This is a genomic window from Denitratisoma sp. agr-D3, assembly GCF_054658675.1.
Genome location: NZ_BAAGIA010000002.1, coordinates 270,084 through 291,173 on the forward strand (window position 1 = coordinate 270,084; position 21,090 = coordinate 291,173).

23 protein-coding genes are annotated in these 21,090 nt (G+C 64.8%); 18 read left to right on the top strand and 5 right to left on the bottom strand.

The features are described 5' to 3' along the window. The first annotated feature begins 31 nt into the window (after positions 1-31). From ACYQ2U_RS06260 to ACYQ2U_RS06330, 15 genes are all read left to right on the top strand, one after another. Complete coding sequence (locus ACYQ2U_RS06260) at positions 32-763, top strand: LOG family protein (RefSeq protein WP_459949497.1); 732 nt, start codon at positions 32-34, stop codon at positions 761-763. A gap of 109 nt (positions 764-872) precedes the next feature. Further along, complete coding sequence (locus ACYQ2U_RS06265; protein WP_459949498.1) at positions 873-1,217, top strand: DUF2782 domain-containing protein; 345 nt, start codon at positions 873-875, stop codon at positions 1,215-1,217. Between the two features lie 3 nt (positions 1,218-1,220). Continuing rightward, positions 1,221-1,967: a BPSS1780 family membrane protein gene (locus ACYQ2U_RS06270; RefSeq protein ID WP_459949499.1), complete on the top strand. Its 747-nt coding sequence runs from the start codon at positions 1,221-1,223 to the stop codon at positions 1,965-1,967. Positions 1,968-1,970: 3 nt separating this feature from the next. Beyond that, positions 1,971-2,723 carry a BPSS1780 family membrane protein gene (locus ACYQ2U_RS06275; RefSeq protein WP_459949500.1) on the top strand — a complete coding sequence of 251 codons (753 nt, stop codon included), beginning with the start codon at positions 1,971-1,973 and terminating at the stop codon, positions 2,721-2,723. Next, a complete protein-coding gene (nadD, locus tag ACYQ2U_RS06280) occupies positions 2,716-3,378 on the top strand; it encodes a nicotinate-nucleotide adenylyltransferase (RefSeq protein ID WP_459949501.1) in 663 nt (220 codons plus the stop codon). The genes ACYQ2U_RS06275 and nadD overlap by 8 nt, the downstream gene beginning before the upstream one ends. Positions 3,379-3,397: 19 nt before the next feature. Beyond that, positions 3,398-3,934, top strand: coding sequence for a ribosome silencing factor (rsfS, locus tag ACYQ2U_RS06285; RefSeq protein ID WP_459949502.1), 537 nt, complete (start codon positions 3,398-3,400; stop codon positions 3,932-3,934). 2 nt (positions 3,935-3,936) lie between these two features. Continuing rightward, positions 3,937-4,407 (top strand): 23S rRNA (pseudouridine(1915)-N(3))-methyltransferase RlmH, encoded by a 471-nt coding sequence (gene rlmH / locus ACYQ2U_RS06290; RefSeq protein WP_459949503.1) that lies wholly within the window; start codon positions 3,937-3,939, stop codon positions 4,405-4,407. Between the two features lies 1 nt (position 4,408). Then, positions 4,409-5,023: a Maf family protein gene (locus ACYQ2U_RS06295; RefSeq protein ID WP_459949504.1), complete on the top strand. Its 615-nt coding sequence runs from the start codon at positions 4,409-4,411 to the stop codon at positions 5,021-5,023. Positions 5,024-5,173: 150 nt separating this feature from the next. Next, a complete protein-coding gene (rng, locus tag ACYQ2U_RS06300; RefSeq protein ID WP_459949505.1) occupies positions 5,174-6,628 on the top strand; it encodes a ribonuclease G in 1,455 nt (484 codons plus the stop codon). A gap of 185 nt (positions 6,629-6,813) precedes the next feature. Further along, on the top strand, positions 6,814-8,424 hold the full coding sequence (locus ACYQ2U_RS06305; RefSeq protein ID WP_459949506.1) for a methyl-accepting chemotaxis protein: 1,611 nt from the start codon (positions 6,814-6,816) through the stop codon (positions 8,422-8,424). Positions 8,425-8,447: 23 nt separating this feature from the next. Next, positions 8,448-9,062, top strand: a complete 615-nt coding sequence (locus tag ACYQ2U_RS06310) for a winged helix-turn-helix domain-containing protein (protein ID WP_459949507.1) — start codon at positions 8,448-8,450, stop codon at positions 9,060-9,062. A 147-nt stretch (positions 9,063-9,209) separates the two neighbouring features. Further along, complete coding sequence (metX, locus tag ACYQ2U_RS06315) at positions 9,210-10,361, top strand: homoserine O-succinyltransferase MetX (RefSeq protein ID WP_459949508.1); 1,152 nt, start codon at positions 9,210-9,212, stop codon at positions 10,359-10,361. Next, positions 10,358-10,957 (top strand): methionine biosynthesis protein MetW, encoded by a 600-nt coding sequence (gene metW / locus ACYQ2U_RS06320; protein ID WP_459949509.1) that lies wholly within the window; start codon positions 10,358-10,360, stop codon positions 10,955-10,957. The genes metX and metW overlap by 4 nt, the downstream gene beginning before the upstream one ends. Before the next feature lie 183 nt (positions 10,958-11,140). Next, the gene (locus ACYQ2U_RS06325) at positions 11,141-12,769 is read left to right on the top strand and encodes a methyl-accepting chemotaxis protein (RefSeq protein ID WP_459949510.1); all 1,629 of its coding nucleotides are present in this window, start codon (positions 11,141-11,143) and stop codon (positions 12,767-12,769) included. A gap of 136 nt (positions 12,770-12,905) precedes the next feature. Then, complete coding sequence (locus ACYQ2U_RS06330; protein WP_459949511.1) at positions 12,906-13,583, top strand: SDR family oxidoreductase; 678 nt, start codon at positions 12,906-12,908, stop codon at positions 13,581-13,583. 15 nt (positions 13,584-13,598) lie between these two features. On the opposite strand, the gene ACYQ2U_RS06335 is transcribed toward ACYQ2U_RS06330, so the two are convergent. Then, positions 13,599-14,222, bottom strand: coding sequence for a LysE family translocator (locus ACYQ2U_RS06335; RefSeq protein WP_459949512.1), 624 nt, complete (start codon positions 14,220-14,222; stop codon positions 13,599-13,601). Between the two features lie 52 nt (positions 14,223-14,274). Here ACYQ2U_RS06335 and ACYQ2U_RS06340 point away from each other — a divergent pair, with 52 nt between their 5' ends. From ACYQ2U_RS06340 to ACYQ2U_RS06350, 3 genes are all read left to right on the top strand, one after another. Then, positions 14,275-15,102 (top strand): symmetrical bis(5'-nucleosyl)-tetraphosphatase, encoded by an 828-nt coding sequence (locus ACYQ2U_RS06340; protein ID WP_459949513.1) that lies wholly within the window; start codon positions 14,275-14,277, stop codon positions 15,100-15,102. A 154-nt stretch (positions 15,103-15,256) separates the two neighbouring features. After that, the gene (locus ACYQ2U_RS06345) at positions 15,257-16,039 is read left to right on the top strand and encodes an outer membrane protein (protein ID WP_459949514.1); all 783 of its coding nucleotides are present in this window, start codon (positions 15,257-15,259) and stop codon (positions 16,037-16,039) included. Positions 16,040-16,080: 41 nt separating this feature from the next. Continuing rightward, a complete protein-coding gene (locus ACYQ2U_RS06350; RefSeq protein ID WP_459949515.1) occupies positions 16,081-16,827 on the top strand; it encodes an outer membrane protein in 747 nt (248 codons plus the stop codon). Between the two features lie 54 nt (positions 16,828-16,881). On the opposite strand, the gene ACYQ2U_RS06355 is transcribed toward ACYQ2U_RS06350, so the two are convergent. The 4 genes from ACYQ2U_RS06355 to ACYQ2U_RS06370 form a co-directional block, all read right to left on the bottom strand. Beyond that, entirely contained in the window at positions 16,882-17,652 is a 771-nt protein-coding gene (locus ACYQ2U_RS06355; protein WP_459949516.1) for a lysophospholipid acyltransferase family protein, read from the bottom strand. A 102-nt stretch (positions 17,653-17,754) separates the two neighbouring features. Continuing rightward, the gene (locus ACYQ2U_RS06360) at positions 17,755-18,690 is read right to left on the bottom strand and encodes a carbohydrate kinase family protein (RefSeq protein ID WP_459949517.1); all 936 of its coding nucleotides are present in this window, start codon (positions 18,688-18,690) and stop codon (positions 17,755-17,757) included. Between the two features lie 18 nt (positions 18,691-18,708). Next, positions 18,709-19,980: a DUF3426 domain-containing protein gene (locus ACYQ2U_RS06365; RefSeq protein ID WP_459949518.1), complete on the bottom strand. Its 1,272-nt coding sequence runs from the start codon at positions 19,978-19,980 to the stop codon at positions 18,709-18,711. Between the two features lie 14 nt (positions 19,981-19,994). Then, positions 19,995-20,999 carry a 50S ribosomal protein L11 methyltransferase gene (locus ACYQ2U_RS06370; protein ID WP_459949519.1) on the bottom strand — a complete coding sequence of 335 codons (1,005 nt, stop codon included), beginning with the start codon at positions 20,997-20,999 and terminating at the stop codon, positions 19,995-19,997. Between the last annotated feature and the right edge of the window lie 91 nt (positions 21,000-21,090).

The following is a 21,090-nucleotide window of genomic DNA, read 5'->3' on the forward strand; positions in this document are numbered from 1 at the left end:
AAACGGAACACATAGCGAGATGGAGAGAAGAATGAACGTCAAGGACAAGCTGCCCAAGTCGCAGCAGGAGGCAGCGCCGATCAAGGGCATGTCGTCCGCCCGGGAGGCCTGGCGAGTGTTCGGGATTATGGCAGAGTTCGTCGAGGCCACCGAACGCCTGGCCGAGGTGCAGCCGGCGGTGTCCATCTTCGGCAGCGCCCGGGTCGCGCCGGACTCGGACTACTACCGCTTGGCGGAAACCATCGCTCGCCAATTGTCGGACGCCGGCTTCTCGGTGATCTCCGGCGGCGGCCCCGGCATCATGGAGGCGGCCAACAAGGGCGCCTACGACGGCAAGGGGGTCAGCATCGGCCTCAACATCCAATTGCCCCAGGAGCAACACGCCAACCCCTACCAGGACGTATCCCAGACCTTTCGCCACTTCTTCGCCCGCAAATACATGTTCGTCAAGCTGGCGTCCGCCTACGTGGTGATGCCCGGCGGCTTCGGCACCCTGGACGAATTGATGGAGGCCCTGACCCTGATCCAGACCCGCAAGTCGCCCCGCATCCCGGTGATCCTGGTGGGTGGCGCCTTTTGGGGCGGCTTGCTGGACTGGTTCCGCGACCGGCTGGTGGCCGAGAAGATGATCAATCCCGAGGACGTGGATCTGATCCAGGTCATCGACGATCCCAAGGCCGTGGTGGAGGCCATCTTCAGTCATTACGAAACCCGTGGCTTCCTGCGCCTGCCCGAGGAACACGAATTGCTGCTGAACCTGTGAGCCTTGCCTGTGGATTCAATCGGCGTGAATGGGTCGTGCTGCCGGCAGCATTTTCCTGTCTCCAGCCACCGATTCCGCTAGAATCCACCAGTCCTTTCAAGGAATTCCCATGCGCCTCCTGCCCCGTTTTTGCCTGCCCCTGCTGCTGACCGTTCTGGTCCCGGCGGCATTGGCCCAGACGCCGAAAAACCTGCAACCCCTGCCCGAGGTTCCCCCGCCGCCGCCCGGCGTCAATCTGGACGCCGATCTGGAGCCCCAGGTCACCATCACCCGCAAGGGCGAGGACCAGGTGGAGGAGTACCGCATCAACGGTCAGCTCTACATGATCAAGGTGACCCCGGTGAATGGCCCCACCTACTACCTGGTGGACGAAGAGGGCAAGGGCACCTGGGCGCGGCGCGACAACCTGGGTAGCAACGTGCGTCCGCCCATGTGGCTGATCAAGAGCTGGTGAGCCATGACTGAAGGCCCCGTGGTGTCCGTGCAGCAGGGCGGCGAAATCCGCGACGAGATCCAGAAGGTGGCCCCCGAGCGGGCGCTGGAATGGTTCAAGGCGGGTTGGCGCATGTTCCGCGCCGTGCCCGGGATCTGGGTGCTGATCGCCCTGGCGCTGCTGCTGCTCAACATCCTCATCGGCATCCTGCCGCCCCTGCTGGGCGGCGCGGCTGCCGCCATCCTCATGCCCCTGGTGGGCGGTGGCCTGATGGCCGCCTGCGCCGCCCAGGATCGGGGCGAGGCCTTGCGTTTCGATTACGTCCATCTCGGTTTCCGCGAAAACACCGGCCCCCTGGCCACCCTGGGTGGCCTGCTGCTGCTGGGTTTCCTGTCCAGCAGCGCGATTGCCTTGCTGTTGGGCGGTGTCGGCGCCCTGCTCGGCAGCCTGGGCAGCACCGGCCTGGGGGCCGTGCTGGCCCTGGGTAGCCTGCTCCTGGCCGGCTTTGCCATGCTGGCCATGTTGATGGCCCTGACCATGGCGGCCTGGTTCGCCCCGGCCCTGGTCATGCTCTCGGGGCGTAGCCCCAAGGACGCCCTGCGCGCCAGCTTTGTCGCCTGCGTCAAGAACTGGCTGCCCTTGCTGCTCTACGGCATCCTGCTCTGGCTGCTGCTGGCCCTGTCTCTGCTGACTGCCGGCCTCGGCCTGCTGGTGCTGCTGCCGGTGGTGGCGGGCTCCGTTTACCAGTCCTTCCGGGAAATCTTCGACTAATCCATGCAGGCCCGTCGTCTCCCCGCCCGCCACGGGTTGCTCTGGTTGCTGGCGGGCTTCGGCCTGTTGCGCCGCAATCCGCCACTGCTGATTTCCCTCACCCTGGGTTATTGGCTGTTGTTCGCCCTGTTGCTGCAAGGCTTGCCCCTGATGGGCTCCCTGCTGCTGCCCCTGTTTCTGCCCCTGGTCACCCTGATCATCGCCAACGGCAACCGGGCCGTGGCGGAAGGCCGGGCCAAGCCCATGAGCCGCCAGGTCTTGCTGGCGGGCATCGACCTGCGCCACCGTTCCCTGCTGCAACTGTGCGGCCTCAACCTGGCCGCCTCGGCCCTGGCGGTGCTGGTCAGCGCCTGGCTGCTGGGGGATGTCTTCGACAGCGGTGACGCCCTGCAAAAGGATCCTGGCGCCCTGCTGCTGCTCATGGGCGAGTTGCTGCTGATCACCTCGCCCCTGCTGCTGGCGTTCTGGTTCTCGCCCCTGCTCACCGGCTGGGACAGCGTGCCCGCGCTCAAGTCCTTGTTCTTCAGTCTGGTGGCCTGCCTGCGCAACTGGCGCGCCTTCGCCGTCTATGGGCTGGCGGCGGCGGGCATCGGCGTGGTCGTGCCTTCCCTGTTCATGGCCCTGTTGCTGACCCTGGCGCCCGACGCCGCCCAGGTCCTGTTCACCGTGCTGCGCATGGCCTTCCTGCTGCTGCTCGCCCCGGCCTTGATGGCGGGCGCCTACCTGGGCTACCGCGACATCTTCAGCCATGAGTGAAGCCCGCCCCGGCCCCCTGGGCATCCTCGGCGGCACCTTCGATCCGGTACACAACGCCCACCTGCGCCTGGCGGAGGAAGCCCGGGAACGGCTGGACCTGGCCGGCGTGCTGCTCATTCCCGCCGGCCTGCCGCCCCATCGCCAACCGCCCCAGGCCGCGCCCAACCAGCGCCTGGCCATGGTGCGCCAGGCCGTCGCCGCCAATCCGGCCCTGACGGTGGACGCGGCCGAGATCGAGGCCACCGGTCCCAGCTACACCGTGCCCACCCTGGAGCGCTTGCGCCGGGAACACGGTGACCGGCGTTCCCTGGTGCTGCTGCTGGGGGCGGACGCCTTCCTCGGCCTGACCACCTGGCACCGCTGGCAGGACCTGTTCGGCCTGGCCCACATCGCCATCGCCACCCGGCCCAGCCATGTGCTGGAGCCCGATCACATGGCGCCGGCCCTGGCCGCTGAATTCGTCGCCCGCCAGACCCGCAGCGCGGCGGACCTGGCCGCCAGCCCGGCGGGGCGCATCGTTCCCTTCGGCATCACCCCCCTGGACATTTCCGCCACCGCCATCCGGGCCGCTCTCAGCACCGGTCGCAGCGCCCGCTATTTGCTGCCGGACGGGGTTCTCGACTATATTTCCCTCCATCGGCTCTACCAGCCATAAACCTATAAAAATCACCGACATGGATATACGCAAGCTGCAAAAGATCGTCGTCTCCGCCCTGGAAGACATCAAGGGCGAGGACATCGAGGTCATCAACACCACCAAGCTCACCTCCCTCTTCGACCGCATCGTCATCGCCACCGGTAACTCCAACCGGCAGGTGAAGGCCCTGGCCAACAACGTGGTGGTCAAGGTCAAGGAGGCCGGCGGCGAGGTGGTTAGCAGCGAAGGCGAGGACGGTGGCGAATGGGTGCTGGTGGACCTGGGCGACATCGTGGTCCATGTCATGCAGGCCAACGTCCGCGCCTACTACAACCTCGAGGAGCTCTGGCAGGCCAAGCCGGCGGGGGCCAAGAAGGGTAAGGCTGCCGACGACGAGGATGGGGACAGCCCGGCACCCAAGCGCAGCCGTGCCGTCAAGACGAGCGCCAAGGAGACGCCCGCCGCCGCCAAACCGGCCAGGAAAGCGCCGGCCAAGACCGCTGCTGGTGCCGCGCCCAAGACTGCGTCCAAGGCCACGCCCACCCGGCGCCGAAAAGTGCCCGCCGCCGAGTAAGCGTGAAGCTTTACATCGCTGCCGTCGGCACCAAGATGCCGGCTTGGGTGAACGAGGGCTATGCCGAGTTCGCCAAGCGCATGCCGCGGGAACTGCCCCTCGAATTGCTCGAAGTGAAGGCCGAACCCCGCAGCGAGGGCAAGCCCGTGCCGGCCATGATGGCGGCCGAGGCCGAGCGGCTGCGGACGGCCCTGCCGAGCCGTTGCAAGCTGATCGCCCTGGACGAACGGGGCGCTGAATTGACCACCCGCAACTTGGCGGAACGGGTCGAGCGCTGGATGGCGGAAGGCGACGACGTGGCCTTTCTGGTCGGCGGTCCCGACGGCCTCGATCCCGGCCTCAAGGCCCAGGCCGCCGAGCTGGTGCGCCTGTCCGGCCTGACCCTGCCTCACGCCCTGGTGCGGCCGCTGCTGGCCGAGGCCCTGTACCGGGCCGTGAGCGTGCTCCGCAATCATCCCTACCACCGTGAATGACATGACGTTGGAACCCCGCATCTATCTTGCGTCCCGCAGCCCCCGCCGGCGGGAATTGCTGACCCAGATCGGCCTGCGCTTCGACTTGCTGCTGTTCCGTTCCGGCAGCCGCCGCGACGAGGAGGTGGACGAAACCCCCATGCCCGGCGAGGATCCCGAGGACTACGTGGTGCGGGTGGCCCGGGCCAAGGCCAATTTCGGCCTGCGGGTGCTGAACATGCGCCACCTGCCCCTGCGGCCGGTGATGTCGGCGGATACCACCCTGGACCTGGACGGCGAGATCATCGGCAAACCCCGCGACGAAGCCCATGCCCGGGAAATCCTGGCCCGCCTTTCGGACCGCAGCCACCGGGTGTTGACGGCCGTGGCCGTGGCCGACGGCCAGCGCATCGAACACCGCCTCAATATTAGCGAGGTCCGTTTCCGCAAGTTGGACGAGGACGAAATCCGCCGCTACGTCGCCACCGGCGAGCCCATGGACAAGGCCGGTGCCTACGGCTTGCAGGGCCGCGCCGCGATTTTCATCGCCGAAGTGAAGGGTTCCCCTTCCGGTATCGTCGGCCTGCCCCTGTGCGACATCGCCCTGTTGCTCAAGGGATTCGGTTTGGTGCCGTGATGAAAGGGATGGCCCCGTCGTTTTGACGGGCCGTCCCGTGTCGAACTATCGCAGGACAAGGGGGCGGCATCGCCCCCTTGTCTTTACCGCCGGCCCCGGGCCTTGAGTGCCTGGGCCCTGAGAATTGCCCGCCATTGCTACGGAAACGCCATGACCGAAACCTTCCTCGTCAATTTCACCCCCCAGGAAACCCGCGTCGCCCTGTTGCAGCAGGGCGTGGTGCAGGAACTGCACATCGAGCGCACCGGCAGCCGAGGCATCGTCGGCAACATTTACCTGGGCAAGGTGGTGCGGGTGCTGCCCGGCATGCAGTCGGCCTTCATCGACATCGGCCTGGAGCGCACCGCCTTTCTCCACGTGGCCGACATCCGCGATCCCCGCAACGGCGACCACGACAATCGACCCATCGAAAAAATCCTCAGCGAGGGTCAGCACCTCATGGTCCAGGCCCTCAAGGACCCCATCGGCAGCAAGGGCGCCCGCCTGTCCACCCAGATTTCCGTGGCCGGCCGGCTGTTGGTTTACCTGCCCCACGACAAGCACATCGGCATTTCCCAGCGCATCGGCGACGAGGACGCCCGGGAACGGTTGCGGGCCCGCATCCAGGCCCTGGTGCCGGCGGACGAGAATGGTGGCTTCATCGTCCGCACCATGGCCGAGGATGCCAGCGACGAGGCCCTGGCCGCCGACATCGCCTACCTGCGCCGCTTTTGGGGCGAAATCCGCCATCGGGCCCAGACCGGCAAGCCGCCCGCCGTGCTCTACGAGGACCTGACCCTGGGCCAGCGGGTGCTGCGCGATCTGGTGACCCACGAGACCACCCGCATCCTGATCGACTCCCGGGAGAACTTCCAGAAGATTTCCACCTTTGCCCAGGAGTACATGCCCCAGGTGGTGCCCCTGCTCGAGCACTACACCGGTGAACGGCCCCTGTTCGACCTGCACGGGGTCGAGGCGGAGATCGAAAAGGCCCTGGCCCGCCGGGTCGAGCTCAAGTCCGGCGGCTACCTGATCATCGACCAGACCGAGGCGATGACCACCATCGACGTCAACACCGGCGGCTACGTCGGCGTGCGCAACTTCGACGACACGGTGTTCAAGACCAATCTGGAAGCGGCCCAGACCATCGCCCGGCAACTGCGGCTGCGCAACCTGGGGGGCATCATCATCGTCGATTTCATCGACATGGAATCCCCCGAGCACCGCAAGGACGTGCTGGAAGAGCTCAACCGTGCCCTGGAAAAAGACCACACCCGCATCACGGTGAATGGCTTCACCGCCCTGGGCTTGGTGGAAATGACCCGTAAACGCACTCGGGAATCCCTCGCCCACATCCTCTGCGAGACCTGTCCCACCTGCGGCGGCCGGGGCCAGATCAAGACCGCCCAGACCATGTGCTACGAAATCCTGCGGGAACTGCTGCGGGAGGCGCGCCAGTTCAACGCCCGGGAACTGCGCCTGGTGGCCGCGCCGGCGGTCACCGACCTGTTCCTGGAGGAGGAATCCCAGTCCCTGGCCATGCTGTCGGACTTCATCGGCAAGCCCATTTCCCTCCATGCCGAGTCCAGCTACGGCCAGGAACAGTTCGACATCGTGTTGCTTTAAGTCCACTGACATTCATAAGTTTGAAATAAATATTGCTTTTGGGTATTGCATTCCATTTGAGAATGTTCTATAACTCTAGTCATAGTACTTAGGTTATACGTACGAATGAGGAAAACCGAGGTGGGTCAACGGATAGCCCCGGTCTTTCAAATATCAAATAACGATAGCAATCCCGGGAGTTCATTATGTCCATCGCTAAACGCCTGCTGATCCTCGTGGCCTTGTCGGCCGGGTCGCTGCTGCTGGTTTCCGTGCTCAACCTGATCCAGATGGAGCGCGTCTATGACAAGGCCAATTTCGGCAACATCAACGTGGTGCCCAGCATCCTGGTCCTTGACCAGACCCTGTTGGAGTTCAACCGCCTGCGTATCCGCACCTACCGCCATCAGCTGCTGACCGACGCCAAGGCCAAGGCCGATCTCGATAAGGAAATCGTGAAGGCCAAGGAAGAAATCGAAAAGGGTTTCAAGGCCTATGAGCCCTTGGTCATGAATGAAGAAGACAAACGTCTGCTGGATGCGGAAAGGGGTTATTTCTCCACCTACATCAAAGCCAATGACGCCTTGCTCGAAGCTTCGCGCCAGAATCACACCGAGGAATTCGTGAAGCGGATCGGCGAGGCCACTACATCGGCCAAGAAGCTGAGTGAGATGCTTGAAGAGCACATGGACTTCAACCGCAAATTGGGCGAAGCCACGACGAAGGAAGCCGCTGACACCAAGACCATGACGCTGTGGGTGTCGATCCTGGTGTCCCTGGCCGCATTGGCGAGCGTGGCCTTCATCGGTCTGCAAATCCGCGCCAATCTGGTGAAAAACCTGAACGAGGCGAACGAGCTAGCGGGCCGCATCGCCAAGGGCGACCTGACGGCCAAGAGCATGGCCATGACTTCCAAGGATGAAATCGGCCAATTGATGCTGTCCATGGAAACCATGCGCAAGGACCTGGCCAGCACCGTCAGCCAGATCGTTTCCAGCACCGACGAGCTGGCTTCTTCCGCCGGCCAGTTGTCCACCGCCGCCCAACAGGTGTCGGTGAGCACCGAAAGCCAGGCCAATTCCACTTCTTCCGCCGCCGCCGCGGTGGAGGAACTGACGGTCAGTATCGACCACGTGGGCAGCAGCGCCGACGACGCCAACGACCGGGCACGGGAAGCCGGCACCATGGCCGATGAAAGCGGCCGCGGCGTCAGCGAGGCAGCCCGTCAGATTGACGAAGTGGCCCAAAGCGTGGAACACACCGCCCAACAAATCCAGTCCCTGTCTGAACAAGTGCAGAAGATTGGCAACATCACCATCGTGATCCGGGAAGTGGCCGACCAGACCAACCTGCTAGCCCTGAACGCGGCCATTGAAGCCGCCCGTGCCGGCGAGCAAGGCCGTGGCTTCGCCGTGGTGGCCGACGAAGTGCGCAAGCTGGCGGAACGCACCACCAGTTCGGTGCAGGAGATCAGTTCCGTGATCGGTACCATCCAGACCGGTGCCGAAGCCGCCGTCAGCAGCATGCAGTCGAGCCGCGAGGTGGTGGGCCATGTGGTGTCGGCCGCCCAGGCCGCCAGTGCCTCCATGGAAGGCATCCGCTCCGCCACGGAAACCGTGCAGTACGCCATTTCCAATATTTCCGAGGCCCTGCGCGAGCAACGGGGTGCCTCCACCGACCTGGCCAAGAACGTGGAATCCATTGCCCAGATGTCCGAGGAAAACTCCGCTTCCGTTTCCTCCGTGGCGGAAACCGCACATCGCCTGGCATCGGTGTCTGATACCCTCAAGGCCAGCGTGGCCGGCTTCCGGCTGTAAATCGGGACAATAGGAGCGCGATCATGAACCGGGCCGTCGAACGCATACTCAACGTCCTGCGCCGGGCGCCCGGTCTCTCCAAGGAAGAGATCGCCGAGCAGGCCTACATCAGTGTGAACACCCTGTCCGGCGGTGGCTACCTCAAGTCCATGCGCCAACAGAAGCTGATCTTCATCTCCGGCTGGCGCCGTAACGGCGCCGGGTCCTTCACCACGCCGCTCTACAGCGTGGGCGGCAACGCGGACTACCCGAAGCCGGTGGTGACCGATGAAAATCGGGAAGCGCCGGGCATGGCCCGCTTGCTGGAAGTGATCAAGCAGTACGGTCCCATCGATTACCACCAGGCCGCCAAGTTGTCCGGCCTGGCGGTAAACACCGTGAAGAACAGCAAGTACCTGGACGCCCTGATGACCCAGGGCAAGATCCACATCAGCGGCTGGCGCCGGGCCTACCGCAACGGCCCCATGCGTCCCGAGTACAAGCTGGGCAACGAACCCAACCAACCCCGGCCCCTGGCCCACACGGCGGCGGAAAAATCCCGCATCTACCGTTGGCGCAAGGACGTGGCGGCCAACGCCGCCAGCTTTGCCGCCCAATTCGGCGTCAAGGAGAGCGTCCGCCGCTACGCCGGACAATGAAGGTTTGACAAGGCCCGGTCCCCTCGGTAGCCTTGCTCACTGTTGCGCCACTTTGAACTCAGCTTGCGGGCGCTTAATAAATACGGCTAAAGCGAGACAGGGAAAGCTTCCACCCGGTCCGCCATCGCCGACCGGGTTTTTTGTTTCATGAGCACACAGACTTCCGAACAGACCGGCGTCGGTATCGTCACCTCCCGCCGGGCCCATTTCGACCAGCCTCTTGCCTTGCGTAGCGGCGCGGTGCTGCCGGCCTTCGACCTGGTGTTCGAGACCTACGGCCAGCTCAACGCCGACGCCAGCAACGCCATCCTGGTCTGCCATGCCCTGTCCGGCCACCACCACGTGGCCGGCACCTACGCCGACCAGCCGGACAACGTGGGTTGGTGGGACAACATCGTCGGCCCCGGCCGTCCCCTGGATACCGACAAGTTCTTCATCGTCGGGGTGAACAACCTGGGCGGTTGCCATGGGTCCACCGGGCCTTCCAGCATCAACCCGGCCACGGGCAAGCCCTGGGGGGCGGATTTTCCTCTCGTGGCGGTGATCGACTGGGTGCACGCCCAGGCCCGTCTGGCCGACCATCTGGGCATCCGCCAGTGGGCCGCCGTCGTGGGCGGCAGCCTGGGCGGCATGCAGGCCCTGCGCTGGACCATCACCTACCCCGAGCGGGTGCGCCACGCCCTGGTGATCGCCTCGGCACCCAAGCTCACGGCCCAGAACATCGCCTTCAACGACGTGGCCCGGCAGGCCATCCTGACCGATCCCGATTTCCACGGCGGCCACTACTACGAACACGGCACCTATCCCCAGCGCGGCCTGCGCCTGGCGCGGATGCTGGGGCACATCACCTATTTGTCCGACGACCAGATGGACGAGAAGTTCGGCCGCCGCCCCCGCAACGGTTCCTTCAGCTTCGGCTACGACGTGGAGTTCGAGGTGGAGTCCTACCTGCGCTACCAGGGTGACAAGTTCGCCGGCTATTTCGACGCCAACACCTATCTGTTGATGACCAAGGCCCTCGACTACTTCGACCCGGCCCGGGAAGGGGCGGGCGACCTGGCCCGCGCCCTGGCCGTGGCCAAGGCCAAGTTCTTCGTCGCCGCCTTCACCACCGACTGGCGTTTTTCCCCCAGCCGCTCCCGGGAGATCGTGAACGCCCTGGCCAAGAACGACCAGGACGTCTGCTATGCCCAGTTCGACTGCAACTACGGCCACGACTCCTTCCTCATGGCCGATCCCGACTACCACGCCGCCGTGGCGGCCTATATGCAGCGCGTCGGCGCGGAGGTGGGCGCATGAGCTTGATCAATCGTTCCGACTTCGACGTTATCGCCGGCTGGGTCCAGCCCGGTGAGCGGGTCCTGGACCTGGGCTGCGGCGACGGCTCGCTGCTGCGCCGCCTGATCACCGAACGCGGCGCCCGGGGTTATGGCGTCGAGCTCGATAGCGCCAGCGTCCGCGCCGCCATCGGCAACGGCATCAACGTCATCCAGGGCAATCTGGAAGAAGGCCTGGCCGGTTTCACCGACGACGCCTTCGAGCACGTGGTGCTGTCCCGTACCCTGCAAACCGTGCGCAACACCCAGGGCATCCTGCGGGAAATGCTGCGGGTGGGTCGGGAGGCGGTGGTGAGTTTTCCCAACTTCGCCTATTGGAAGAACCAGCTTTCCCTGGTGGAAAAAGGCCGCATGCCCGTCTCGGAAGACCTGCCCTACCAGTGGTACGACTCCCCCAACGTCCGCTTTTTCACCATCAAGGACTTCGAGGCCCTGTGTGCCGACATGGGATTCGTCATCCGCGACAGCCAAGTGCTGGACGAAGCCGGCCAGTTGGTGAAGGAAGAGCCCAATTACCTGGGCAGCCTCGGGGTCTACCGGCTCGCCCGCAGGGGCTGATTCCCGCCACGCCGGCGGCATGGGCGTGTTTGTCCCCGGTCGCCCGGGGTGCGCTGGGCGGGATGAAATAAACCTTGTCGAATTAGACAGTTGACGTGATTTCTTAAAATGTCGACTGGCTATTACACTGTACTTAAGTTATAGTCTCGCGATCGCTTTCTCGCTCAACAAAGGAGCTGCATCGTGAACGGGTTTAACTCCCTACGGATTGCCACCCGCATGCAAATGCTGGTGGGGCTGACCCTGGTCGGCTTATTGGTATTGTGTCTTGTCGCCCTGTTCCAGCTGAAGGGCAGCATGCTGGAAAACCGCAAGGACAAGATCAAAAGTCAGGTGGAAACGGCGGTTGGGGTGCTCGCGCATTTCCACAAGCTGTCCAAGGACGGCAAGCTGAGCGAGGACGAAGCCAAGAGCGCCGCCAAGGAAACCCTGCGTGCCCTGCGCTACAGCGGCAATGAGTACTTCTTCATCTACCGCACCGACGGCGTCAATTTCCTGTTGCCCGTCAAACCCGAGTTCGAAGGCCAGAACAAGTGGGAACTGAAGGACAAGGTGGGCAAGCTCTTCATTCAGGAGTTGATCGGCGCCAGCACCAAGGGCGGCGGTTTCGTCGACTACATGTGGGACCGCAGCAAGGACCAGCCGCCGGAGCCCAAGCTGGCCTATTCCCATCCCTTCGAACCCTGGGGCCTGGTGGTGGGTACCGGTGTCTTCATCGACGACATCGACAAGGAATACTGGAAGGTGGCCCGGGTTTTCGCCGCCATTTCCGTGGTGTTGCTGGCGGCCTTGAGCGCCTTCGGCTGGCTGATGGGTTCCGGCATCCTCAAGCAGTTGGGCGGTGAGCCCGACGAGGCGACCCGGGTGATGCAGCGCGTCGCCGCCGGCGACCTGACGCCGCGCCTGGACCACGCCCCCGATGGCAGCCTGCTGGCGGCCTTGGGCAGCATGGTCGATTCTCTGCGCAAGCTGGTGGCCGAGATCAACAGCGATGCCGACAAGCTGGTGACCAACGCCGGCGCCATCGCCCGGGCTTCCAGCGACGTATCCGCCGCGGCCGATCGACAGTCCGACGCCACCGCGGCCATGGCCGCCGCCATCGAGGAACTGACCGTCAGTTCCAGCCACATTTCCGAAAGCGCCCAGGAAACCTCCGAGGACAGCAGCGAAGCCGTCACCCTGGCGGGTCAGGGCACCGAGCGGGTGCAGCAGGCCGCCACCGCCATCGAAAAGATCGCCCACACCGTGAGCGGTGCTTCCGAACGGATTCGCGCCCTGGAAGAGCGGGCCAACCAGATTTCTTCCATTGCCAACGTGATCAAGGAAATCGCCGGCCAGACCAATCTGCTGGCCCTCAACGCCGCCATCGAGGCGGCCCGGGCCGGCGAACAGGGTCGCGGCTTTGCCGTGGTGGCCGACGAAGTGCGTAAGCTGGCAGAACGGACTTCCAGCGCCACCACCGAAATCGAGCAGATGATCGGCGGCATCCAGGGCGACACGATCAGCGCCGTGGAAGCCATGGACACAGCCCTGCCCGAAGTGCAGGCCGGCATCGAGTTGGCCACCTCGGCGTCCCATGCCCTCAACACCATTGAACAGGGCGCCCGCCGTACCCTGGACCGGGTGGGCGACGTGGCCAGCGCCACCAAGGAGCAAAGCGCCGCCAGCACCTCCATCGCCCAGCGGGTGGAGCAAATCGCCGTCATGGTGGGGGAAACCACCGAAACCATCCGCGGCACCACCGCCACCGCCCATCAGTTGGAAGTGATCGCCAACAACCTCAAGCACCAGATCGAACGCTTCAAGGTCTGAGCCCCTCCGGTCCTCGGACCGAATGCGTCATGAAAAAGCCCGGGACCGCCCGGGCTTTTTCATGGGCAACCGTCGCGGCCTCGGCCGGGGTGCTGGAGGCATAATCCGCTTGGGACAGCCATCAACGGAGGAGACCATGACGGCACGATTGTCGGGTAAGCGCATTCTGTTAACCCAATGCCGGGACTTCATGGGCCCGGTGCTCCAGGAGGTTTTCACTCATCACGGTGCCGAGGTGATTAGCGACGACCAGCCCCTGCTCGATCCCCACCGCCCGGCGCGGTTGGTGGCCGACGCCGGGCGGGTGGATGTGCTGGTGGTGAATCTTGCCATTCCCGCGCCACGGGTGCCGGCGACCCAGGTCAGCGATGAAGAGTGGTCCACGGTGTTCGAGCATCTGGTTTCCCCGCTGCCCCGTCTCGCCCGCGCCGTGTTGCCGCAAATGCTGGAACGGGGCTCGGGCAAGATCCTGTTGATGGGCTCCGCTGCTGCCCTGCGCGGCCGCAAGGATATTTCCACCTACGGCGCGGCGCGGGGCGCCCAATTGGCTTGGGTGAAAAATCTGGGCATCGAGGTGGCGGACCAGGGCGTTCAGGTCAATGCCATCGCCCAGAACTTCGTGGACAATCCCACGTACTTTCCCCCCGCCCGGCAAGCCGACCCGCTGTTCCAGCAACAGCTCAAACAGGACGTTCCCATCGGTCGCCTGGCCACCCCCATGGAAGACGCCATGCTGGCGGTTTTCCTGTGTAGCGACGAATGCAATTTTCTGGTGGGTCAGGCCATTCCCTTCAGCGGCGGCTGGGCGGTGTGAGGCGCGGTCAGGCGGCTAGCCGGTAGCGCCGGCCAGGGCCAGCTTGATGCCGATGCCGACGAAAGTCAGTCCGGCCAGGGTGTTGAGCCGCCGACCATGGCGTTCATGACGCCGCAACCAGCGGCCCAGGTCCGCCGCGCACCAGCCGATGGTGCCGAAAATGAGGACGGTCTGGGCCATGAACAAAAGGCCCAGGACCAGCATCTGACGGCCTTCGCCACCGGCCCGGACATCGACGAACTGGGGCAGGAAGGAAAGGAAAAACAGGCCCACCTTGGGGTTGAGCACGTTGCCGATAAAGCACTGGCGGAACACCGTTCCCAACCCGACGTCGTCACTGCTGCTGTTGGGCATGAGAAAGCCCGGATGGCGCAGGGTTCGGTAACCCAGGTAGAGCAGATAGGCCGCCCCGGCGGCCTGGAGCAGGCCGAACAGTGTTGGTGTTGCCCGGATCAGCAAGGACACGCCGCTGGCCGCCAGCGCGGTGTGCACCGTCACCCCCGCCGCGAAACCGATGGCGGCGGCCAGACCGGCACGGCGGCCCTGGACCATGCCCCGCATCAGCACTTGCAGATTGTCCGGCCCCGGAGCGAGGGTCAGCAGCGCGGCGGCGAGGAGAAAGGCGGGCAGATCGGGCATGGAGCTCGGGGAAGGGACGGCCTCGGGTAGACTCGGGCGAAGGAGGTGCACAGTGGCAAGCTATGCAATCGGCGACATCCAGGGCTGTTTCGAAGCCCTGATGCAATTGCTGGAAAGGATTCAGTTTAACAAGGCCAAGGACCGACTTTGGTTGGTGGGGGACTTGGTCAATCGCGGTCCCCAGTCCCTGGAGGTGCTGCGCTTTGTGCGCGACCTGGGGGACCGGGCGGTGACGGTGCTGGGCAACCACGACCTGCATCTAGTGATGCAGTCCGAAGGCTATGGTCGCGCCAGTAGCGAGGACACCCTGGCCCCCATCCTCGCCGCCCCGGACCGGGACGACCTCATGGCCTGGCTGCGGGGCTGCCCCCTGGCCCACCGGGAAGGCCGGCATTTGATGGTGCACGCGGGGTTGCTGCCCGCCTGGACTGCCGATCAGGCGGTGGCGCTATCGGAAGAGGTGCGTCAGGCCCTGCTGGCCGACAGCTACCGGGACTTCCTCGCCCACATGTGGGGCAGCCAGCCCACCGACTGGCAGGACGAGCTGCAAGGCTGGGACCGCCTGCGAGTGGTGGTGAACGCCATGACCCGCATGCGCTTTTGCACCCTGCAAGGGGAAATGGACTTCCGCTCCAAGGGTCCGCCCGAACAAGCCGCCCCAGGCAGCCTGCCCTGGTTCCAGGTGCCGGGCCGGGCCAGCAGCGATCACACCATCGTCTGCGGCCACTGGTCGGCCCTGGGGCTGCGGCTGGAACACAACCTGATGGCGCTGGACTCCGGCTGCCTGTGGGGCGGGGCGCTGACGGCGGTGCGCCTGGAAGACCGGGAGGTGTTTCAATTGCCCTGCGAACGGCAGGTGGAACCGTCAGGTTGGGATTGAGCGCCTTGTAGCGGGGTTCGCGCAGCCCATGACTTAGGGTCGCGTCTGGTCTTTTTGGACCATAGGCGAAGGTCTATGAGGTCGGGATAATAGGTCGCCCTGTGACCTCCTCGGCCATCATTGGCCCCTGCTCCCAGTCCTATTGGATGCGACCATGAGACATTTCCTTGTCCCGCTCCTGTTCTCCACCGCCCTGGCCCTGCCCGCCGCCGCCCATGCCACCGATTGGGACGGCTACAGTTGGGGTTGGCAATTGGGGGCGATTCAGCAGGACAGTAAGACCAGAACCCGTGTGGAACGTACCGCGAGTGCTCAGTACTTTGATGCGCAGGATGCTGACCTGTTTGCCGCCCAGGGCAATGGCAAGCTGTTGGGCGGGGATTGGGCCGGCGGGCTCAAAGCTGGCTACAGCAAGGCCTACGGCAACGTGATCGCCGGGATCGATCTGCGTCTGGATACAGGGTTTGAGCAAAGCAATCGATACGCAGCGACCTATATTTCCCAGCCGGGCGTCCGTTTCAGTGTTGACCAAAAAGTCTCGGCGGACTGGACGCTGTCCCTGCTGCCCCGGCTCGGTTGGGCCTGGGAAAACAAGCAGGTCTACGTTACCGCCGGGGTTGCGGCGAGCCGCGTCTCCCTGGAAACCAAATTCCAGGACAATTACATCTGGGGAGGCGTAGGGCCCGGCGCCAGCGGCAGCAGCAAGGCCAGCAAGACCATGACGGGGGTGGTTTTGGGTTTCGGCGGGGAATATGCCTTGGACAAAGCGACATCCCTGTCCTTCCATTATTTGTATACCGACTTTGGCAGCTTGAACACCACCACCAGCACCCGACATCCGTTTGTTGACCCGGCGAACCTTGGTCAGCTCGGTTCCAAGGTGGACCTGCGCACCCATACCCTGATGGTCGGCTACACTTATCGCTTCCAGAACTGAGGCTGACTGAAGACTACCCCCCAATCCAGAGGATGACCCCCATGAAACTTACCCCGCTACTGCTGACCTCCGCCCTGGCCCTGCCCGCCGCCGCCCATGCCGCCGATTGGGACGGCTACAGTTGGGGTTGGCAATTGGGGGCGATTCAACAGGACACCGCGAGTCGGATCACAGCGGATCATATTGGCGCCGGTGCTCCTTATTACTTGGACGCGACGGACGCAGCCGTCACTGATCGGATTAATTCGGCTACGCTGTCAAAGGGCAACGGGGCTGGCGGACTCAAGGCCGGTTACAGCAAATCCTATGGCAATGTCGTCGCCGGTTTTGATGTGCGGCTGGACACGGGTTTCGACCAGTCGCGTTCAGCGAGCGGCGTCACGAATGGGACCATGAGGTTCAACCAGAAAGTGAGCTCGGACTGGACCCTGTCCCTGCTGCCGCGACTGGGATGGGCGTGGGAAAACAAGCTGATCTATGCCACGGCGGGGGTGGCGGCAAGCCAAGTTTCCTTGGCGACGGATTATGCGGATTCGAATAACGGCCGAGCAAGCCATAAGACCACCAAGACCCTGACCGGTCTCGTGCTGGGCTTCGGCGGGGAATATGCCCTGGATAAGGCCACGTCCATTTCCTTCCACTATGCCTATAGCGACTTTGGCAAGGTGCACAACGACACCTTTATCCTCAGCCCATTCGGCACCGGCAACAATAGCACGCTGAAATCGACGGCGGATGTGCGCACCCATACCCTGATGGTCGGTTACACCTATCGCTTCGGCAACTGATTCGGGGCTTTTGACCAGGATAAAGACAACGGGGGGCGATGCCCCCCGTTGTGCTTAGTGGCGCAGCGCCGCGCCAATCCCATGATGACAATGGGCCGCCAGATGGCGGCGGTCCGCCTGGGTGCTGTCCTGGGGACTTAACACCCGCACTTCCACCGTGAGGCCGCTGCTGCTGGCGATGGTCCACAGACATTGGCCCAGGGTGATGTCGTCGATATAGGCCGGCGCGGTGCTAAGTCGCCCCTGGCCGTCCCGGTAGCGCAGGGCGATGGGGGTGACGGGGGCGGCGGCGTCGATGGCGGACTGGAACAGGGCGCCGTGGAAGGGCAGCAGGCCCTGGCCGTCGCTGGTGGTGCCTTCGGGAAAGAGGGCGGCCAGATGGCCGGCGGCCAGGTGCTGGACCAGGGCTTCCCGGGTGCGCTGGGCGGCGGTGCGGCTGCCCCGGGCGAGGAAAATGGTTTCGGTGTGGCGGGACAGCCAGCCGATCACCGGCCAGGACAGCACATCGTCCTTGGAGACGAAGGCCGCCGGCGCCGTGGCGTTGATGGCGTAAATGTCGAGGAAGGAGACGTGGTTGGCCACCACCAGGCCGGTCGGCGCCGGTCCGCTCACTTTCAGCCCAACGCCCAATACTTGCAGCAGTTGCCGCGACCAGCGCTGCTTGAGCCAGCGCCGCTTGGGCAGGCCGATGAAGGGAAAGACGGCAACGATGGTGGCGCAGCCCCAGAGCAGGTGCAGGCCGAGACGGGCCAGGCGGAAGATAGCCCGCAGTTGGACCAGGGGCAGGACGACGGGTTGGGGCAAGGGCAGGCGGAGGGCAATCATCCGACCATTATCGCGGCGGGACGGTTGCAACTTGGTGACAGGGTTGGGGAAGGGAAGGCTGTTGCCGCCGGGCCGTCTTGCACGATCCGGCGGCAGGCGTTGTTACCAGAGGCTTTCACCAAAGGCCGCCTGGTAGCGGGCGGCGATGTCGTCGCGGCTGGGTTTGTGGTTCTGGCCGCCGCGATGGGCGATCTTGAGGGAGCCCATCAGGGAGGCCAGGCGCGCGGCTTTTTCCAGGGGCCAGCCCAGTTGCAGGCCGTGGAGCAGGCCGGCGCGGTAGGCGTCGCCGCAGCCGGTGGGATCGGCCAGTTGGTCGGGTTTGACGCAGGGAATGTCGAGGCGCTTACCTTCGCTGTAAATGTGGGAGCCTTCGCCGCCCAGGGTGACGATCAGGGCGCGCACGGATTCGGCCAGTTGTTCCAGGCTGCGGCCGGTGCGTTCGGTGATGAGCTTGGCTTCGTAGTCGTTCACCGTGGCGTAGTCGGCCAGTTGCAGGAACTCCAGCAGTTCCTCGCCGTTGAACATGGGCAGGCCCTGGCCCGGATCGAAGATGAAGGGAATGCCGGCTTCTTTGAACTGGCGGGCGTGCTGGATCATGCCGTCGCGGCCATCGGGGGAGATGATGCCCAGGGTCACGCCCTCGGCGTCGGCCACCTGGTTGAGGTGGGAATGGCTCATGGCGCCCGGGTGGAAGGCGGTGATCTGGTTGTCGTCCAGGTCGGTGGTGATGAAGGCCTGGGCGGTGAAGGTGTCCGCCACTTGGCGCACGTGGTTGGCGTCCAAGCCCAGTTGGTGCAGGCGGTGCAGGTAGGGCTGGGCGTCGTCGCCCATGGTGGCCATGATCACCGGTTCGCCGCCGAGGAGCTTGAGGTTGTAGGCGATGTTGCCGGCGCAGCCGCCGAATTCCCGGCGCAGATCGGGCACCAGGAAGGAGACGTTGAGGATGTGGATCTGTTCCGGCAGGATGTGGTTCTTGAACTGGTCGTGGAAGACCATGATGTTGTCGTAGGCCATGGAGCCACAGATCAGCGTGCGCATAGGGTGCTTTCGTCGGGTTTACGGGTGATAGAGGTAGAGCCGATAGCCGGCGGCGGGGACGTCGCCGGCGTCCAGCATCAGCTCGATGTTGATTTCCTTGCGGGCGGGAAAGCCGGCTTCCGGCGGGAATTCCTTGCCTAGGTAGTCCCGCGGCCCGAGGGCCTTGACCACCAGCACTCGGTCCGCCGTGTCGGTGAGGGTGATTTCCAGCAGGGGGAATTCCTGGGCGTAGGGGGCCTTGTTCTTGAGCACGGCGACCAGTTGCAACTGCCCCTTGCGCGCGGCGGGATGGAGGTCCGAGCTTTCGATGCTGAGCAGGTCGATTTTGTGGGGCAGGGGCACGGTGCAGTCCAGGGGGCGGCACAGGGCTTCGAGGGCCGGTTTGAGGCCGGGGGCGAGCACGGACAGCTCCACCCGGTAGAGCAGGCTCAGTTGCAGGGTCAGGGTCAGGGTGGCCAGGACGATGCCGACGATCCAGGGCCAGCGCCGGGGCGGGCGCGCTTCCTTGTGCAGCAGGGGATCCGGCGGCGGTATCGCGGCAGACGGGGCAGTGTCGGCCTCGGCGGCGTCAGCGACGATGGGGGCGTCATCCGCCTGGGGAGCGTCGGTCGCGGCTGGGTCGTCCTCGACCTCTGGGGTCAGTGGGGTTTCGGCGGCGGGCGCCGTGTCGGTATCGGGCGATGCCTCGGCAGGGGTCGGGGCGGGGTCGTTCTCCGCAGCGTCGTCGACTGGTTCGGCGTCTGCTGCGGCACCTATTTCGGCGACGGTATCCGCCGCTGGAGTGGGGGCGGCTTCAAGAACCGCCGGGCTGGCGTCCACCGCGGGCGTCTCGGTCAGGTCGAGAAAGTCCAGGGAGGCCAGTTCGGTGTCTTCCGTGTCTTCGGCCGCGGCGGGCGTGTCCTGTTCGTCGGCGTCGCTGGCCCCTGCGGCATCGGCAGGGGCTTCACTTTCCTCAATCGGGGCAACGGCTTCAACGACGGTGTCCGTCGGTGCCGTCTCGGCGGCTTCGGCCAGGGCGCTTGTGTCGGCAGTCATGGCTGGCGGAGCGTCGTCCGCTGCCGACGCGGGTTCTACGGCGGCGATCGGGGCGTTTGAGGGGCTTGGGGCCGGAACGGAATCAGCGGTGGCGGGCACGGACACCGGCGGTAGTCCGGCGCCTTCTTCCACCAAGCCATCCAGGGCGTTGAACACCGTTTGGCATTGGCCGCAACGGACCCGACCCAGGCGCACCTTGAGCTGTTCCGGCGTGACGCGGAAGGTGGTGGCGCAGGAGGGGCAGCGGGTCAGCACGGCGGGGTTCCGCTCTAGGCAGCCACTGGGGCCGGCTCGGCTTGGCCTTCCAGCCGGCACCAACCCTCGTGCTGGGCGCCGACGCCCAGGGCGATGAAGGGGGCGTAGGCGTCGATCACCTGCTGGGCCTGGCTTTCCAGCACACCGGAGAGGACCAGCCGGCCGCCCGGCGCGACATGGCTGGACAGGGCCGGTGCCAGGACGCAAAGGGGATTGGTCAGGATGTTGGCGACGACGATGTCGAAGCGCTGGTCCAGGGGCACGGAGGAATGTTGCAGGGACAGGTGGACGCCGTTGCGTTCGGCGTTGTATTGGGCGGCTTCGAGGGCTTTTTCGTCGATATCCACGCCCAAGGCGCTGCCAACCCCCAGCTTGACCGCCGCAATGGCCAGAATGCCCGAGCCGCAGCCGTAATCGAGCAGGGTTTCTCCCCCCTTGATCTGGTCGCAAAGCCATTGCAGGCAGAGGAAGGTGGTGGGGTGGGAACCGGTACCGAAAGCCATGCCTGGGTCTAGCTGCAAGATGCAGCTAGACCCAGGCATGGCTTGGTCTTGTGAGTGCCTTTCCCCCGTCCCCTTTCCGGAGGAAAGGGGCGATTGATCGGACTCGCTTGGCTCGCCGGTCTCGGGCAGGCGGAAATTTTCCATATGCCAGGAGGGAACGATCCACAGCCTGTCGGTGATGCGGATGGGGTCGAACTGGGACTGGGTCAGTTGCACCCAGTTCTGTTCGGCCACTTCGTCGAGGAGGAATTCGGGCAGGTCGTCCAGGCCCACCGCCTGGCAGGCGGCGGCCACCCGGCCCGTGACGTCGTCGTCGGGCTCGAACAGGGCGATCACCCTGCTGTGATCCCAGAGGGGCGTGGTGGGGCTGCCCGGTTCGCCGAACTGGGGCGTTTCCTCGTCCGTGCCGAGGCAGGCGTCCTCCACCGAGACGGAGAGGGCGCCCACTTCCATCAGGGCGTCGGAAAGGGGGTCGGCAAAAACGGCTTCAACCGGGATGGAAACGCTGATCCACATAATCTCGGCATCTTAAACAAAGAAGCCGCAAAGCGGCTTCCGAATGTCGCCGCCCCCAGGGGCGGGGACGGCGGGAGGGCGGTCGCTTCCC

What these genes read in the sequence shown, in the direction of transcription:
- ACYQ2U_RS06260 (WP_459949497.1), top strand. Translation starts at nt 32, where the DNA reads ATGAACGTCAAGGACAAGCTGCCCAAGTCGCAGCAGGAGGCAGCGCCG.
- ACYQ2U_RS06265 (WP_459949498.1), top strand. Translation starts at nt 873, where the DNA reads ATGCGCCTCCTGCCCCGTTTTTGCCTGCCCCTGCTGCTGACCGTTCTG.
- ACYQ2U_RS06270 (WP_459949499.1), top strand. Translation starts at nt 1,221, where the DNA reads ATGACTGAAGGCCCCGTGGTGTCCGTGCAGCAGGGCGGCGAAATCCGC.
- ACYQ2U_RS06275 (WP_459949500.1), top strand. Translation starts at nt 1,971, where the DNA reads ATGCAGGCCCGTCGTCTCCCCGCCCGCCACGGGTTGCTCTGGTTGCTG.
- nadD (WP_459949501.1), top strand. Translation starts at nt 2,716, where the DNA reads ATGAGTGAAGCCCGCCCCGGCCCCCTGGGCATCCTCGGCGGCACCTTC.
- rsfS (WP_459949502.1), top strand. Translation starts at nt 3,398, where the DNA reads ATGGATATACGCAAGCTGCAAAAGATCGTCGTCTCCGCCCTGGAAGAC.
- ACYQ2U_RS06295 (WP_459949504.1), top strand. Translation starts at nt 4,409, where the DNA reads ATGACGTTGGAACCCCGCATCTATCTTGCGTCCCGCAGCCCCCGCCGG.
- rng (WP_459949505.1), top strand. Translation starts at nt 5,174, where the DNA reads ATGACCGAAACCTTCCTCGTCAATTTCACCCCCCAGGAAACCCGCGTC.
- ACYQ2U_RS06305 (WP_459949506.1), top strand. Translation starts at nt 6,814, where the DNA reads ATGTCCATCGCTAAACGCCTGCTGATCCTCGTGGCCTTGTCGGCCGGG.
- ACYQ2U_RS06310 (WP_459949507.1), top strand. Translation starts at nt 8,448, where the DNA reads ATGAACCGGGCCGTCGAACGCATACTCAACGTCCTGCGCCGGGCGCCC.
- metX (WP_459949508.1), top strand. Translation starts at nt 9,210, where the DNA reads ATGAGCACACAGACTTCCGAACAGACCGGCGTCGGTATCGTCACCTCC.
- metW (WP_459949509.1), top strand. Translation starts at nt 10,358, where the DNA reads ATGAGCTTGATCAATCGTTCCGACTTCGACGTTATCGCCGGCTGGGTC.
- ACYQ2U_RS06330 (WP_459949511.1), top strand. Translation starts at nt 12,906, where the DNA reads ATGACGGCACGATTGTCGGGTAAGCGCATTCTGTTAACCCAATGCCGG.
- ACYQ2U_RS06335 (WP_459949512.1), bottom strand. Translation starts at nt 14,222, where the DNA reads ATGCCCGATCTGCCCGCCTTTCTCCTCGCCGCCGCGCTGCTGACCCTC.
- ACYQ2U_RS06345 (WP_459949514.1), top strand. Translation starts at nt 15,257, where the DNA reads ATGAGACATTTCCTTGTCCCGCTCCTGTTCTCCACCGCCCTGGCCCTG.
- ACYQ2U_RS06350 (WP_459949515.1), top strand. Translation starts at nt 16,081, where the DNA reads ATGAAACTTACCCCGCTACTGCTGACCTCCGCCCTGGCCCTGCCCGCC.
- ACYQ2U_RS06355 (WP_459949516.1), bottom strand. Translation starts at nt 17,652, where the DNA reads ATGATTGCCCTCCGCCTGCCCTTGCCCCAACCCGTCGTCCTGCCCCTG.
- ACYQ2U_RS06360 (WP_459949517.1), bottom strand. Translation starts at nt 18,690, where the DNA reads ATGCGCACGCTGATCTGTGGCTCCATGGCCTACGACAACATCATGGTC.
- ACYQ2U_RS06370 (WP_459949519.1), bottom strand. Translation starts at nt 20,999, where the DNA reads ATGTGGATCAGCGTTTCCATCCCGGTTGAAGCCGTTTTTGCCGACCCC.